This is a genomic window from Ramlibacter ginsenosidimutans (assembly GCF_016654015.1).
GTDB classification, from domain to species: domain Bacteria; phylum Pseudomonadota; class Gammaproteobacteria; order Burkholderiales; family Burkholderiaceae_C; genus Ramlibacter; species Ramlibacter ginsenosidimutans.
In genome coordinates this window covers 117821-131995 of record NZ_JAEPWM010000001.1, presented here as the reverse complement: position 1 = coordinate 131995, position 14175 = coordinate 117821, and the positions used below count along the sequence as shown (strand labels likewise).

Annotated in this window: 13 protein-coding genes; all 13 read left to right on the top strand. The window is 66.6% G+C overall.

The annotated features are described in order from the left end of the window. The first annotated feature begins 97 nt into the window (after positions 1 to 97). The 13 genes from rfbB to JJB11_RS00630 all read left to right on the top strand — a co-directional run bounded on the left by rfbB (position 98) and on the right by JJB11_RS00630 (position 14164). A complete protein-coding gene (rfbB, locus tag JJB11_RS00690) occupies positions 98 to 1162 on the top strand; it encodes a dTDP-glucose 4,6-dehydratase (RefSeq protein WP_201165984.1) in 1065 nt (354 codons plus the stop codon). A gap of 7 nt (positions 1163 to 1169) precedes the next feature. Further along, on the top strand, positions 1170 to 2063 hold the full coding sequence (rfbD, locus tag JJB11_RS00685) for a dTDP-4-dehydrorhamnose reductase (protein ID WP_201964528.1): 894 nt from the start codon (positions 1170 to 1172) through the stop codon (positions 2061 to 2063). A 2-nt stretch (positions 2064 to 2065) separates the two neighbouring features. Beyond that, complete coding sequence (rfbA, locus tag JJB11_RS00680; RefSeq protein ID WP_201165983.1) at positions 2066 to 2956, top strand: glucose-1-phosphate thymidylyltransferase RfbA; 891 nt, start codon at positions 2066 to 2068, stop codon at positions 2954 to 2956. Then, complete coding sequence (rfbC, locus tag JJB11_RS00675) at positions 2953 to 3501, top strand: dTDP-4-dehydrorhamnose 3,5-epimerase (RefSeq protein ID WP_201165982.1); 549 nt, start codon at positions 2953 to 2955, stop codon at positions 3499 to 3501. Before rfbA ends, rfbC begins: the two co-directional genes overlap by 4 nt. Positions 3502 to 3504: 3 nt before the next feature. Then, entirely contained in the window at positions 3505 to 4323 is an 819-nt protein-coding gene (locus JJB11_RS00670; protein ID WP_201165981.1) for an ABC transporter permease, read from the top strand. After that, complete coding sequence (locus JJB11_RS00665; protein ID WP_201165980.1) at positions 4313 to 5671, top strand: ABC transporter ATP-binding protein; 1359 nt, start codon at positions 4313 to 4315, stop codon at positions 5669 to 5671. Before JJB11_RS00670 ends, JJB11_RS00665 begins: the two co-directional genes overlap by 11 nt. A 68-nt stretch (positions 5672 to 5739) precedes the next feature. Continuing rightward, on the top strand, positions 5740 to 6816 hold the full coding sequence (locus tag JJB11_RS00660) for an FkbM family methyltransferase (protein WP_201165979.1): 1077 nt from the start codon (positions 5740 to 5742) through the stop codon (positions 6814 to 6816). Next, positions 6813 to 8393, top strand: a complete 1581-nt coding sequence (locus JJB11_RS00655) for a glycosyltransferase (RefSeq protein ID WP_201165978.1) — start codon at positions 6813 to 6815, stop codon at positions 8391 to 8393. Before JJB11_RS00660 ends, JJB11_RS00655 begins: the two co-directional genes overlap by 4 nt. Next, the gene (locus tag JJB11_RS00650; RefSeq protein ID WP_201165977.1) at positions 8390 to 9619 is read left to right on the top strand and encodes a glycosyltransferase family protein; all 1230 of its coding nucleotides are present in this window, start codon (positions 8390 to 8392) and stop codon (positions 9617 to 9619) included. The genes JJB11_RS00655 and JJB11_RS00650 overlap by 4 nt, the downstream gene beginning before the upstream one ends. After that, positions 9619 to 11013, top strand: coding sequence for a hypothetical protein (locus tag JJB11_RS00645; RefSeq protein ID WP_201165976.1), 1395 nt, complete (start codon positions 9619 to 9621; stop codon positions 11011 to 11013). The genes JJB11_RS00650 and JJB11_RS00645 overlap by 1 nt, the downstream gene beginning before the upstream one ends. Before the next feature lie 43 nt (positions 11014 to 11056). Continuing rightward, the gene (locus tag JJB11_RS00640; protein ID WP_201165975.1) at positions 11057 to 12016 is read left to right on the top strand and encodes a glycosyltransferase family 2 protein; all 960 of its coding nucleotides are present in this window, start codon (positions 11057 to 11059) and stop codon (positions 12014 to 12016) included. A 4-nt stretch (positions 12017 to 12020) separates the two neighbouring features. Then, complete coding sequence (locus tag JJB11_RS00635; protein WP_201165974.1) at positions 12021 to 12968, top strand: glycosyltransferase; 948 nt, start codon at positions 12021 to 12023, stop codon at positions 12966 to 12968. Between the two features lie 68 nt (positions 12969 to 13036). Further along, positions 13037 to 14164 (top strand): glycosyltransferase family 4 protein, encoded by a 1128-nt coding sequence (locus tag JJB11_RS00630; protein ID WP_201165973.1) that lies wholly within the window; start codon positions 13037 to 13039, stop codon positions 14162 to 14164. Positions 14165 to 14175: the final 11 nt, after the last annotated feature.

Here is a 14175-nt window from a genome sequence, read left to right as displayed (position 1 = left end):
TTGTGCCTTGGCCGGGCGCAAGGCCCGGGCGGCTCAGGGAAGCCGCTCGCCACAGGGTGAGATAATCGACGGCAGGCATGCACAGGAGTAGACGGGGATGATTTTCGTAACGGGCGGAGCGGGCTTCATCGGGTCGAATTTCGTCCTGGATTGGGTGTCCGCTGGAGCGGAAGATGTCCTCAATCTGGACAAGTTGACGTATGCCGGCAATCTCGAGAATCTCCGCAGTCTCGACGCAAATTCACGGCATTCGTTCGTTCGCGGCGACATTGGGGATCAGGCCCTGGTCGAGAGCCTGCTGGCGAAGCACCGCGTGCGCGCCGTCGTGAACTTCGCCGCGGAGTCCCACGTGGACCGCTCGATCCACTCGCCAGGCACCTTCATCGACACCAACGTCGTCGGCACGTTCCGGCTGCTGGAGGCGGTGCGAGGGTACTGGTCGCAGCTGCAGGGCGCCGAGCGCGAGAACTTCCGCTTCCTGCACGTGTCGACCGACGAGGTCTACGGATCGCTGGGCCCCAGGGATCCCGCCTTCACCGAGGAAAACAAGTACGAGCCGAACAGCCCGTATTCCGCGAGCAAGGCCGCCAGCGACCACCTGGTGCGCGCGTACCACCACACGTACGGGCTGCCGGTGCTGACCACCAACTGCTCGAACAACTACGGCCCCTATCATTTCCCCGAGAAGCTGATCCCGCTGATGATCGTCAATGCCCTCGCCGGCAAGCCGCTGCCCGTGTACGGCGACGGCCAGCAGATCCGCGATTGGCTCTACGTCGGCGACCATTGCAGCGCCATCCGCCGCGTGCTCGAGGCCGGGCGCCTGGGCGAGACCTACAACGTGGGTGGATGGAACGAGAAGCCGAATCTCGAGATCGTGCACACGGTGTGCGCGCTGCTGGACGAAATGAACCCCAAGCGGGGCGGCGGCAGCTACCGGGAGCAGATCACGTTCGTGAAGGACCGTCCGGGGCACGACCGCCGCTACGCCATCGACGCCCGCAAGATCGAGCGTGAGCTGGGGTGGAAGCCGGCGGAGACCTTCGAGACCGGTATCCGCAAGACGGTGCAGTGGTACCTCGCGAACGGCGACTGGGTGCAGCGCGTGCAGAGCGGCGCCTATCGCGACTGGATCACCCAGCATTACGCGCAGCCCGCGTGACCGGCCCGTGAAGATTCTTCTCTTCGGTCGCAACGGCCAGGTGGGCTGGGAGCTGCAGCGCAGCCTGGCGCCGCTCGGCGAGGTCGTAGCCCTCGATCGTGAAGGCGCCAATGGTCTCTGCGGGAACTTGATGGACGCGGAAGGCGTCTCGGCTGCCGTGCGTTCCGTGCGGCCCGATGCCGTCGTGAATGCCGCGGCCTACACCGCCGTCGACAAGGCGGAGAGCGAGGCCGAACAGGCCGCGCAGATCAATGCGATCGCGCCTGGCGCCATCGCGCAGGCCGCCGCGGAAGTCGGCGCGTGGATGGTGCATTACTCGAGCGACTATGTCTTCGATGGCAGCGGAAGCCGCCCCTGGCGCGAGGACGACGAGACCGGGCCCCTGAGCGTCTACGGACGCACCAAGCTGGCGGGCGAGCAGCGGATCGTCGCCGCCAATCCCCGCCACCTGGTGATGCGCACCAGCTGGGTGTACGCGGCGCGCGGAGGCAATTTCGCGAAGACCATGCTGCGGCTGGCGCGCGAGCGCGAGCGGCTGACGGTGATCGCCGACCAGCACGGCGCGCCCACGGGCGCGGACCTGCTGGCCGACGTGACGGCCCATGCCGTGCGCAGCCTGCTGGCCGGGTCTGGGCAGGCCGGCATTTACCACGTGGCGGCCGCCGGCGAGACCACCTGGAACGGTTATGCGCGCTTCGTTGTTGGTAAAGCGCAGCAAGCCGGGGAAAATGTCAAGGCCGGGCCGGATCAGGTGGACCCCGTGCCCACCTCCGCGTTTCCGACCGCTGCGCGGCGCCCGCATAATTCGAGACTAGCCACCAGCCGCTTCCGCAGCACCTTCGGGCTGGTGCTTCCTCCTTGGCAGCAGGGCGTCAGCCGCATGCTGGAAGAAATCCTCTGAACATGACCCGACGCAAAGGCCTCATCCTGGCAGGCGGCTCCGGCACGCGCCTGCATCCGGCGACGCTTGCCATGAGCAAGCAGCTGCTGCCCGTGTACGACAAACCGATGGTGTACTACCCGCTCAGCACGCTGATGCTGGCGGGCATGCGCGACATCCTCGTGATCAGCACACCGCAGGACACGCCGCGCTTCCAGCAGCTGCTCGGGGACGGGTCGCAGTGGGGCATCCACCTGCAGTACGCGGTGCAGTCCAGCCCGGAGGGCCTGGCGCAGGCCTTCATCATCGGCGACAAGTTCGTGGGCAACGACCCGAGCGCGCTCGTGCTGGGCGACAACATCTTCTACGGACACGACCTCGCGCCCATGATGCAGCAGGCCGACGCGCAGAAGACGGGCGCCACGGTGTTCGCGTACCACGTGCAGGACCCGGAGCGCTACGGCGTCGTCGCCTTCGACAAGGGGGGCAACGCCACGAGCATCGAGGAAAAGCCGGCACAGCCCAAGAGCCACTACGCCGTGACGGGCCTGTATTTCTACGACAACCAGGTGGTCGACATCGCCAAGTCGGTGAAGCCCAGCGCGCGCGGGGAGCTGGAGATCACCGCGGTGAACGCGGCCTACCTGCAGAAGAAGCAGCTGTCGGTGCAGATCATGAAGCGCGGCTACGCGTGGCTGGACACCGGCACGCACGAGAGCCTGCTGGAGGCGAGCCAGTTCATCGCCACGCTGGAACACCGGCAGGGCCTGAAGATCGCCTGCCCTGAGGAGATCGCCTGGCGCGCGGGGTTCATCGATGACGGCCAACTGGAGCGGCTCGCCGAGCCGTTGAAGAAGAACGGCTACGGGCGCTACCTGCTGCGCGTGCTGCGCGAAGGGAACGTGCCGCTATGAAGGTCACCCGTACAGAGATCCCGGATGTCCTAGTCCTCGAGCCCAAGGTGTTCGGCGACGCCCGGGGCTTCTTCCTGGAAAGTTTCAACGAGAAGGTATTCGGCGCAGCCACCGGCGTCGTGACGAGGTTCGTGCAGGACAACCATTCCCGCTCCGCGAAAGGCGTGCTGCGCGGCCTGCACTACCAGCTGGAGCAGCCGCAGGGCAAGCTGGTGCGCGTTGTGCGCGGCGCCGTGTTCGACGTGGCCGTGGACCTGCGCCGCTCCTCGCCGACGTTCGGCAGGTGGGTGGGGATCGAGCTGAGCGAGGAGAATCAGAAGCAGTTCTGGGTGCCGGCCGGCTTCGGCCATGGCTTCCTGGTGCTCAGCCCGTCGGCGGATTTCCTCTACAAGACCACTGACTACTACGCGCCTGAGCACGAGCGGTGCGTGGCCTGGAATGATCCCAACCTCGCGATCGGGTGGCCTGACATCGGTATGGCCCCCCAGCTGTCGGCCAAGGACCGCGAGGGAAAGCTGCTGGCTGACGCGCAGGTGTTCGACTGAGCCATGGCTAAGTTTGCGGCTTCCCCCCGCGAGATGGTGACCAGTTTCTGGCGGCATCGCGCCCTGATCGGCGTGCTCACGAAGCGTGAGGTCGTAGGCCGCTATCGCGGATCCATGCTGGGTCTGCTTTGGTCATTCCTGCTTCCGGTCTTCATGCTGGGCGTCTACACCTTCGTCTTCAGCGCCGTGTTCAAGGCGCGCTGGAACGCCGCCAGCACCTCGCGCGGCGAGTTTGCGCTCGTGCTGTTCGCCGGGTTGATGGTGTTCAACCTGTTCGCCGAGTGCGTCAACCGCGCCCCAGCGCTGATCAAGCAGAATCAGAACTACGTGAAGAAGGTGGTGTTCCCGCTGGAGATCCTACCCTGGGTCTCGTTGGGCGCCGCGCTGTTCCATACGCTGGTCAGCTTTGCAGTCTGGGAGCTGTTCTACCTTGTCTTTTTCGGCGCGCCGAGCGCCACCGCGCCGCTGTTCCTGGTGGTGCTCGTGCCCGTGCTGCTGTTGACCGTCGGCCTGAGTTGGCTGCTTTCCGCCCTGGCCGTGTACCTGCGCGACCTGGAGCCGCTCGTGGGCGTCTTTACAACCGCGCTCATGTTCATGTCTCCGATTTTCTATCCGCTCTCCGCCCTGCCTGAGCGCCTGCGCGGCATCTTCGCGCTCAACCCGATCGCGGTGCCGGTGGAGTTTGCGCGCGACGTGCTGTTCTGGGCCCGTCTGCCGGATGCCTCCCTATTTGGCCTCTACACCCTTGCCTGCGCGCTCATCGCGTGGGCGGGATTCGCGTGCTTCCAGAAGTTGCGCAGTGGATTCGCCGATGTCCTCTGACGCCATCATCGAAGTCGCGCACGTCAGCAAGCTTTACCACATCTATGACAGCCCGAAACAGCGGCTTAGTCAGCTGTTCGCCCGCGGCGGCCGCAAGCACTATCGCGAGTTCGCGGCTATCCGGGATCTCTCGTTCCGTGTAGAGCGGGGGCAGACGGTGGGCGTGATCGGTCGCAACGGCGCGGGCAAATCCACCCTGCTGCAGATGATCTGCGGCACTCTGACGCCCACCGACGGCGAGATCAACGTGCGCGGCCGGGTCGCCGCCCTGTTGGAACTCGGCGCTGGCTTCAACCCGGAGTTCACCGGCCGCGAAAACGTCTACATCGCCTCGGCCCTGTACGGGCTGTCGCGTCAGCAGGTGGACGCGCGCTTTGACCGCATCGTCGCGTTCGCCGACATCGGGGCCTTCATTGATCAGCCAGTGAAGACGTATTCCAGCGGCATGTTCGTGCGCCTGGCCTTTGCCGTGATCGCGCACGTGGACGCCGAGATCCTCGTCATCGACGAGGCGCTGGCCGTGGGCGATGTGTTCTTCCAGCAGAAGTGCATGCGCTTCCTGCGACAGTTCCAGGCGAACGGCGGCACCATGCTGTTCGTGAGCCACGACACGTCGGCTATCGTGAACCTGTGCCGCACGGCGCTGTGGCTGAAGAAGCCCTCAACCTCCGAGTACGTGATGGGAGATTCCGATGAGGTTTGCAAGGCCTATTTGAGGGACTTCTATGCGCAGCAGGTTCAGGAGGAACCCCGTGCCGGCGACGCCGCACCGGACCTCGCTGCGCCTGCGCCGGCACAACCCGGCGCAGTCAGCTTCACGCCAGACACGCTGCAGCCCAGCGTGGTGCAGATCTCGGGGTTCAACGCCGGCGGCGAGTCCTTCGGTCGTGGCGGCGGACGCTTTGTCGACGCCTGCTTCGTGAATGCGCGGGGCCAGCGCATCGACACGGCGCGCGCCGGCGAGCCGGTGGCGGTCCGGCTGCAGGTGCGGATCGACCAGCAGGTGGTGTACCCCGCGTTCGGCATCACTATCAAGGACAGGCTGGGTCAATTCATCATCTCCGAAAGCACCGATCAAGCCTTCCGTTCCTCTCGCGTCGTGTTCGCGGCCGGCGACTTGGTTACGGTGGAATTCGCTTTCCGCATGCCTGAACTGCTTCAAGGTCACTACATGGTCGATATCGCGTTCGCCGAAGGCCAGGGCCATGATCACGTCCAGCACCACTGGATCCACGATGCGATCGCGCTGAGCTCGCTGAACGGAAGACTCGTGCAGGGGATCTGCGGCCTGCCGGAGTTGTCCCTCAGGCTGGCGCGTACGCCCGTGGGGGCGGAGCTGCCTGCATGAGGCCGGTGCTCGAGACGCGCTACGGGGCCATGGAATGCTTCGAAGGCGACACCACGGTAGGCGAAGCCTTGCGCCTGTACGGCGAGTGGGCGCAACTGGAGCTGGAGAAACTTGCCCGGCTGCTGCCCGCGGGCGGCACCGTCCTGGACATCGGCGCCTTTGTCGGCAGCCACACGCTGGCCTTCGCCCGCATGGTGGGCCCGCAAGGGCAGGTGCACAGCTTCGAGCCGCGCAGCGCGATCCGTCAACTGCTGCAGTCCAACGTCGATCGCAACGGGCTCAGCCAGGTGCGCGTCCACGGCTGCGCCTTGGGCCGCTCCGAGGCCACACTGGAGATCCCGTCCGTGGCTGCTAGCATCTCGTCCGAGCGCGCCGTCAACTTCGGCGGACTGGCGCTGCGCGAGGCCGAAGACAAAGAGGCGCAGCCAGTGGAGCGCGTCGCGATCCGGCCGCTGGATAGCTTCGCCTTCGAGCAGTTGGACCTGATTAAGATCGACGCAGAAGGGATGGAGCCGGACGTGATCGCCGGAGCCGGACAGACGCTCGCGCGCCACCGACCTGTGATCTTCGCTGAATGCAACGACCTGGAAGGCGGCGCGCAGGTGCTCCGTGCCTTCCAGGACCTGGACTGCGCCGTCCTCGGTTCGGTGGAGCCGGCGTACAACCCGGCGAACTTCCTCAATAACGCACATAACGTGTTCGGCGAAGCCGGCGAAGCGGCGCTCCTCGCAGTGCCACGCGAACGCCTGCCCGTGCTGCATGCCCATGGTTCGCTGCAGGGCCTCGCACCGATCGAATCCATCGATGCGCTGGCGCTCCTGATGCTGCACAAGGCGCAGTACCCGTTCGAGGTACTGGCCGCCAGTTCCGCAGCAGGCACGCTCGGGCTCCGCTATGCCAGCCCGCTGTCGCGCATGATGGAAGAAGAAGTCCGCAAAGGGCGCGCCGAGCTCGCGGCCTGTAGCGAGCACGCCCAAGCGACTGCGGCGCGACTTGGCAACACGGAGGCTCTCCTGAGCATGACTGAGGCCCGTCTGAAACAGGAGGAGCAGCGCGCGCTGGCGGCCGAAAGCTACCGCTCCAGCAGCTTGCGCTGGTGGCTGGGGCGGCTGCGCAGGCGCATCTCTCCCGCAGGTCGGCCATGAAAACGAGTCTCGACGCCTGTGTGGTCCGGGACAACCGAGTGTTCGCCTATGGCTGGGCCTTCGACGGCCGCTGCGCCGTGGCGCAGCTCCGCCTGCGCGTCACGCTGGCCGATCGCCGCAGCGTGATGCTGCCCGTCGTGGCGCAGAAGGAGAGGCGGGACGTGGCGGAGGCATTCCCGACCGAGCCTCACGCGGGCCATTCCGGCTGGCTCGTGTACGGGGCGTGGGAAGGCGCCCAGGCGGTAGCGCTCGCCCTCGTTGGTGTGCTGGAAAACGGCGAGGAGTTCACCTGCGCCCTTGCAGTCGACGGCCTCCGGGCCGGTGACGCTGCCTGGGATGCCGGGGATTTCTTCCGGCGGCTCTCGCGACGCGCGCGCATGTGGGTGCGGGGCGACCGGCGAGCGAAGCCTCAGGCGGACGGTGGCGCGACTCCCGAAGTCTGGATGGCCGAACTCCGAGCCGCGCTGCATGCGCGCGGTTCCGAGAGCTGTCCGCTCGTTTTTGATCACTCCATGGGTGGTGGTGCGAGCGGCTACAGCGCGGGGTGGATCTCGCAGCACCTGCGCGACCGGCCGCTGGTCCTGGTGCTTTCCTTCGAGATTGCGTCACTGCGCTACACCCTGGAACTGCGCAGCGCCCACGGGGTGGCGCGGATTTTCCACTTCATCACCCCGCCCGCCGACGCTCTGGCTGGCTCGGGCATTGTCGACGAGGTCCTCTACAACGACGCCGTGTCCTTCCCTCGTCCAGAGTGTGTGCCCGATTGGCTGCTGGCCTTCCGGGCTCAACCGGGGACGACCTTGCACGTGGTGATCCACGACTACCTGGCGGTATGCCCTTCACAGTTCCTGCTGAACGACGCGGGCCGCTTCTGCGGCGTGCCGGACCTCGTGGAATGCACGCGATGCCTGCCGCGCAATGACAACGAGTTCGCGCGCCTCTTTCCGCCGGCGTCCATGCCGGTATGGCGGGAGGCCTGGGGCCGCGCCCTCGCCGCGGCCGACACGATCACCTGCTTCTCAGCATCATCCGAGTCACTACTGCGCCGCGCATATCCCGCGCTGGTGCCCGGGCGCATTCGCGTGCACCCGCACGCGGTGGAAGGCTTCGATGCACTACCGGTGGTCGACCTTTCCGCGCCGCTGCACATCGGCGTGGTCGGGGCGATCGGATGGCACAAGGGGGCGGGCGTGCTGAAGGAGTTGGCGGAAGAGATCGTGCGGCGCAGCCTGCCCGTCAAGATCACGGTGATCGGCTCGGTCTATGCGCGCTGCGACGCCTCGGTGGTGCGCAGCACGGGCCCGTTCTCCCGCGACGACCTGCCCCGGCTGATTTCGGGGTCCGGCGCGAACGTGTTCCTGCTGCCGTCCATCTGCCCGGAAACCTTCTCCTACGTCACACAGGAGCTGATCATGTTGGGCGTGCCGTTGGCATGCTTCGACTTCGGCGCGCCTGCGGACCGCGTGGGCACCTATTGCTTCGGACGAGTCTTGCCCCGCGGCACGGCCGCGGACCTCCTCGACCGGCTGCTCCGGTTCCACCAAGACATCGCTGACCAGCACGCAGAGCTCGCATGAAAAAAGTCCACGTCTTCACCAGCGCGGCGTTCAACTACATCCCCAAGGTGCGGCTGCTGTTCGAATCGCTGCGCCGCCACCACCCCGAGTTGGTGCTGCACTTGGCGCTAGCGGATCGCTTGCATCCGGGCAACGACCTGTCCCGGGAGCCGTTCGACCACGTCACCGCCGTCGAGGACCTGGGCATTCCCAACACCACGCGGTGGATCTTCTGCCACCGTATCGTGGAGCTCGCCACCGCCATCAAGCCGTTCATGCTGGCCAAGCTCCTCGAACGCGACGACTGCGAGAAGGTCCTGTACATGGACCCTGACACGGTGGCCTTCTCTCGCCTCGACGACGTCCTGGCCGCCCTCGACGCCCACAGTGTCGTGCTCACGCCGCACCTCACGATGCCGGAGCAGACCCTCGATGCCGTGATGGACAACGAAATCAGCTGCCTCAAGCACGGCGTGTACAACCTCGGCTTCGTGGGCGTGAAGGCGGACGAACAGGGCCGCGAGTTCGCGCACTGGTGGGGCGAGCGCATCTACCGCTTCTGCCGCGACGACATCAAGAACGGCCTGTTTACGGACCAGCGCTGGATCGACCTCGTGCCCGCCTTCTTCTCCACGACGGGCATCCTCCGGACACCGCGGCTAAACGTCGCGACCTGGAACATCCGCCGCCGCAAGCTGGAGGGCACGATGCGCGACGGCATCCGCGTGAACGGCGAGCCGTTGGGTTTCTATCATTTCACCGGCTTCGATAGCGGCGCGCACAAGGCCATGGCCGACAAGCACGCCGACGGGAATACTACCGTCGCCGAGCTGGTGCAGTGGTACCTGGACACGACTTCCCGCCTCGCGCAGGATCCGCTCGCGAAGGTGCAGTGGGCCTATGGCACCTTTTCCGACGGCACCCCGATTACGCCCGCACAGCGGATCGCCTATCGCGACCGGCCGGACCTGCAGGCAGCCTTTCCCGATCCCTTCCGCGCCGACGGTTATGCGCAGTGGTGGCAACAGCAGGGCCAGCTTGAGTATCCCGGCGTCGACTCCGCAGATCCGAAGGCAGCGCTGGAGCGACTGACGGTGCACCTATCGCCCGGGTTGTCGCCGGTACCGCCCGGCGAGTCGATTCGCTCTGCTGGCGCGCCCGTCGCCCATCCCAGCCCGCTGCTCGTGCGCGCGCACCGCGTCTGGAAGCAGGAAGGGATCAAGGGCGTGCTGCGGAGGCTGATGTGATGGCGCCGGACTTCGCGCGAGGCGGCCCCCTGCAGGACGCACCGGCACGCGAGAACAAGCGCTCCGACTTCGCGTTCCCCGCGGCGGGCGTTATGGCGGTGCTCCTTGTGACGGTGTTCTTCACCGTAGCGTCGTATCCGGGATTCATGTCCTATGACTCCCTCGAAGCCTTGCGGCAGGCCCGCTCCCACGTCGAAGGGTCGCAGTACCCCCCGTTCGGCAGCTACGTGTGGCGGGTCCTGGACTGGATATGGCCAGGACCGAGCCTCATGCAGTTGTTCCAGAACGCGCTGCTCCTCGGGTCGTTGGTGTGGATACTCCACTCCCTGCGCTGGAACCCGATTGCGCAGGTGGTGACCGTGATTGCCGTGGCGGCATTGCCGCCCCTCACTGGCACGATGCTGGTGGTCTGGAAAGACGTCGCGATGGCCGCTTTCTACGCGGCCGGCTTCGCGGCCCTGGTCCACGCACGCTTGCGCGCGCTGCCCGGGAAAATTTGGATCGCCTTCGGTGTCCTCCTGCTGTTCTGCGGGATGGCTTACCGCTTCAACGCAGCCAGCGGAGCACTGCCTCTGCTCATCTACGCGGTGTGGGTGGCACGTGCCCGTAGCGGACGACGCGAAATCGTGCGTGCGGCGCTCGGTGGCACCGGCCTCGTGCTCGTACTGTTCGTCTTGGTGTTGGTGGTGAACAGCTTTCGCTTTCCCTCCATGGAGCGCCTGGAGCGCAACACAAACATGGACGGAATCATGCGCTACGACCTGATCGGCATTTCGCGCTTTTCCGGCGAGTCCGTGACGCCGGCACGCGACGGGGGGATGGTGGACGTCGCCTACCTGCGCAAGATCTACGATCCGCGGCACGTGAACATCACGGCGGCCAACGATGTCGAGCACAGGGTGGCGGTGCAGGAGCCCGGCGAGATCGCTCGCTACTGGGTTGCGGCGATCAGGCAGCATCCCGGCGACTACCTGCGACATCGCGCCGCGGTGTTCCGCGAGTACATCGGTCTGCACCGGCACGAGCCGTTCTACGTGACCCATCCCTCCGTCGACGAGAACAAGCTCGGCATCTCCCACACACCCAATGCGCTGACGCCGGTCGCGGTGGGATATGTCTGGAAGGCGCGCTACAGCATCCTGGAACGTGCGTGGGTCTACTACGTCGCGGGGCTCTTGTCGTTGGTGGTCTTCCTCCCAAAGCGCAATCGCCGTTTTGCCGGCGAAGCGGTGGCTGCCCTTGGCAGCGGGTTGCTCTATCTGGCGCCCATGTTCTTCATCTCCCCCGCAGCGGACGTGCGGTATAACTTCTGGAGCATCTGGGGAGCGTTGCTCTGCCTCGTCTTCGTGGTGAGTTCGCTCCTCGCCGCCCGCTCGGATGGGCGAGCTTCCTAGCACGGGGCCTGCGCACGCCCGTCGCCCCGCTGCGGGTGTCGCCATGTGCGTCTACAACGGCGGCCGCTACCTGCGTGCGCAGCTGGACAGCATCGCCGCGCAGAGCGAGCTCCCGCGGTGCATGGCGATCGTCGACGACGGCTCCACCGACGGCAGCTGGGAGCTTCTGCAGGAATGGGCCGTGGGCGCGCCGTTCCGCGTGCTCCTGCAGCGCAACGAGGGCAACCTCGGTGTAGTGCGAAACTTCGAAAAAGCCGCGCGCCTGCTGCTCGGGGAGGTCGACGTCGTCTTCTTCAGCGACCACGACGACGTCTGGTTTCCCGAGAAGCTCGCGACTGTGGTCGACGCTTTCGAGGCCGACCCGTCGCTCGGCCTCGTGCACAGCGACGCGACGCTGATCGACAGCGACGGTCAGCCCCTTGGTCGGCGGCTCTTTGCTTCGCTGCTGGTCACAAGCAAGGAGCGGGAACTGGTCGCTTCCGGCCAGGCGTACCTCGCCTACGTGAAACGCAACCTCGTCACCGGCGCCGCCTGCGCCTCCAGCGTGCACGCTCTGGCGCTCGCCATGCCGTTCTCGGAACGCTGGATCCACGACGAGTGGATCGCGTTAACCTGCGCTTTTGCCTCGCGCGTGCGGATGCTGGACACGCCCTTGATGGAGTACCGGCTGCATGCGACGAATACCGTAGGTCTCCCGATCCCGACCTGGGGCTGGCGCGCGCGCAGCGTGCTGCGGGCCGTGACGGAACCGCAGGTGGCCGCCCAGCAGCGGCGGCTCGAGCGCCTGCTGGAAATCCGCGAGCACGCGGCCAGGCTAGACGCCCCGCAGGACGCGCTGGTCTGCATCGATAGCGCCATACGGCACGCGCGGCACCGCGCGAACCTTCCGCGTGCCTTCCTGCGCCGGCTGTTCGCGGTGCGGCGCGAATGGAGTGCTGGCCGGTACGACCAGTGGTCCAGCGGTGACCTCTCCATGCTCCACGACCTCCTCATCGCAACCTGAAACGATGGCCTTGCCCACCATCCACGTCCTGCTCGCCACCTACAACGGCGAGCGTTACCTGCGCAAGCAGTGGCAAAGCCTCGAGCAGCAGCAAGGCGTCGAGCTGGTCGTGCACGTCGCGGACGACGGTTCCAGCGACGGCACGGTCGCCTTGCTGCAAGAGCTCTCGGCACAACCCCAAGGCGCGGTGCGATCGGTGCACTGGGTGCAGGCGGCCCCCCGGCGGTCCGCCACGCGCAGCTTCCTGATGCTGATGGCCGACGGGGTGAACCGCTCGCCGGAGGCCCGCTGGTTCGCCTATTGCGACCAGGACGACGTATGGCTGCCGGGCAAGCTCGCGGCCGCCATCGAGGTGCTGGGCCCGCTGGCCGATGCGAGCCGACCCGCGCTCTACGGCGGCCGCACGCTGGCCGTCGACGACGACGACCGCGAAGGCGGCCTGTCGCCACTGTTCGTACGGCCGCCGTGCTTCCGCAACGCGGTGACGCAGAACATCATGGGCGGCAACACGATGGTCATGAACCGCGCCGCGGCTGAACTGGTCGCCGCCTCCGCGCACCTGGAAGTCGTGACGCACGACTGGCTCACCTACCAGCTCGTCTCCGGTGCGGATGGTTTCATCCATTACGACCCGCGCCCGTTCGTGCGCTACCGGCAGCACGCGCAGAATGTGATCGGCAGCAATCTCGGCTGGCGCGCGCGCTGGGAGCGGCTGCTGCGCATGCTGCGCGGCGAATACCGTGAGTGGAACGCCTTGAACGTCACGGCCTTGGCGCAGCGCGCCTCCGTGTTCACGCAGGCGAACCGGCAGGTGCTGGAGTCGTTCGCCCGGGCTCGCCAGGAACGCAGTCCCTGGTCCCGCCTCGCCTGGCTGCGCCGCAGCGGCGCCTTCCGCCAGAAGCCCTCCGAGCAGTTGATGCTGTGGCTCGCCTGTGCGCTCGGCCGCATGTGACCCGAGCGGCGGGGCCGCGCCCGACTGATGAGAAAATGCGGTCGGGGAGAGATAAAAAGGTTGCCTGAATGCTGATCCTGGTGATTCTGAGCGGGTTGCTGTCCTTGCTCGGCTGCGCCGCGCTGCTGCGCGCCGGGCAGGAGAGTTCGCGCCGCTACTGGCAGCTCACCGACGTGCCGCAGCGCTTCCACATCGGCCATGTGCCGCGACTGGGCGGCGCAGCGATGCTGGTGGCCTGCATCGGCGGCTGGGTCTGGATGGCCTTGTCCGAGCCGATCTTCGGGGTGGTGAACAGCATCCCGATGCACTTGTCCTCGGCGATCGCGTATGGCGCGGTTGCGTCCATCGCCACGGTGACCGGTCTGCTGGAGGACGTCACGCATGCCATGAAGCCCCGCTGGCGGCTCCTGGGCACCCTGTTCGCTGCGCTGGCGGCATTCGCCTTCTTCGAGATCGCCGTCCCGCGCATCGGCATCCCCGGCGTCGAGCGGCTGTGGGAAGGCATGCCCTGGGTGGGCGTCGCGCTGGCGGTGTTCGCGGTGGCAGGCCTGCCGCACTCCATCAACATCATCGACGGCTACAACGGCCTGGCCAGCGTACTCACCCTGATCTGCTGTTTCGCGATCGGCTACGTGGCCCTCGCCGTCGGCGACCGCGAGCTCGCCGGTGTGGTGGTCGTGCTCGCCGGCGCCACGGTGGGTTTCCTGATCTGGAACTATCCCTACGGCCTGATCTTCGCCGGCGACGGCGGCGCCTACCTGTGGGGCGCGATGATCGCGCTCACCTGCGTGCAGCTCGCGCAGCGCCACCCCGAGGTCTCGCCCTGGTTCCCGGTGCTGCTGCTGGCCTACCCGATCTGGGAGACGCTGTTCTCCATCTGGCGCAAGCGATACATGGGCCGCTCGCCGGGCCTGCCCGACGGCCTGCACCTGCATCACCTGGTGTTCCGGCGCATCGTGCGCTACGTGTTCCACGACAACGAGGCGCGCCGCATGCTGATGCGCAACAACCGCACGTCGCCGTACCTCCTGGGCTTCGTGGTGCTCAGCGCGCTGCCCGCCATGCTGTTCTGGCAAAGCACGGCCGCCCTGATCGGCTTCCTGCTGCTGTTCGTGTTCACCTACCTGTACGCCTACTACAGCATCGTCCGCTTCCGCACCCGCACCCTGCAGCGCTTCCTGCGTTCGCGGCGCTGATCCGGGCCGCG

Bases quoted from the DNA above. Each gene is read 5' to 3' on its own strand.
- rfbA (WP_201165983.1), top strand. From the start codon at position 2,066: ATGACCCGACGCAAAGGCCTCATCCTGGCAGGCGGCTCCGGCACGCGC.
- JJB11_RS00665 (WP_201165980.1), top strand. From the start codon at position 4,313: ATGTCCTCTGACGCCATCATCGAAGTCGCGCACGTCAGCAAGCTTTAC.
- JJB11_RS00650 (WP_201165977.1), top strand. From the start codon at position 8,390: ATGAAAAAAGTCCACGTCTTCACCAGCGCGGCGTTCAACTACATCCCC.
- JJB11_RS00645 (WP_201165976.1), top strand. From the start codon at position 9,619: ATGGCGCCGGACTTCGCGCGAGGCGGCCCCCTGCAGGACGCACCGGCA.
- rfbB (WP_201165984.1), top strand. From the start codon at position 98: ATGATTTTCGTAACGGGCGGAGCGGGCTTCATCGGGTCGAATTTCGTC.
- JJB11_RS00635 (WP_201165974.1), top strand. From the start codon at position 12,021: ATGGCCTTGCCCACCATCCACGTCCTGCTCGCCACCTACAACGGCGAG.
- JJB11_RS00670 (WP_201165981.1), top strand. From the start codon at position 3,505: ATGGCTAAGTTTGCGGCTTCCCCCCGCGAGATGGTGACCAGTTTCTGG.
- rfbC (WP_201165982.1), top strand. From the start codon at position 2,953: ATGAAGGTCACCCGTACAGAGATCCCGGATGTCCTAGTCCTCGAGCCC.
- JJB11_RS00640 (WP_201165975.1), top strand. From the start codon at position 11,057: ATGTGCGTCTACAACGGCGGCCGCTACCTGCGTGCGCAGCTGGACAGC.
- JJB11_RS00630 (WP_201165973.1), top strand. From the start codon at position 13,037: ATGCTGATCCTGGTGATTCTGAGCGGGTTGCTGTCCTTGCTCGGCTGC.
- JJB11_RS00655 (WP_201165978.1), top strand. From the start codon at position 6,813: ATGAAAACGAGTCTCGACGCCTGTGTGGTCCGGGACAACCGAGTGTTC.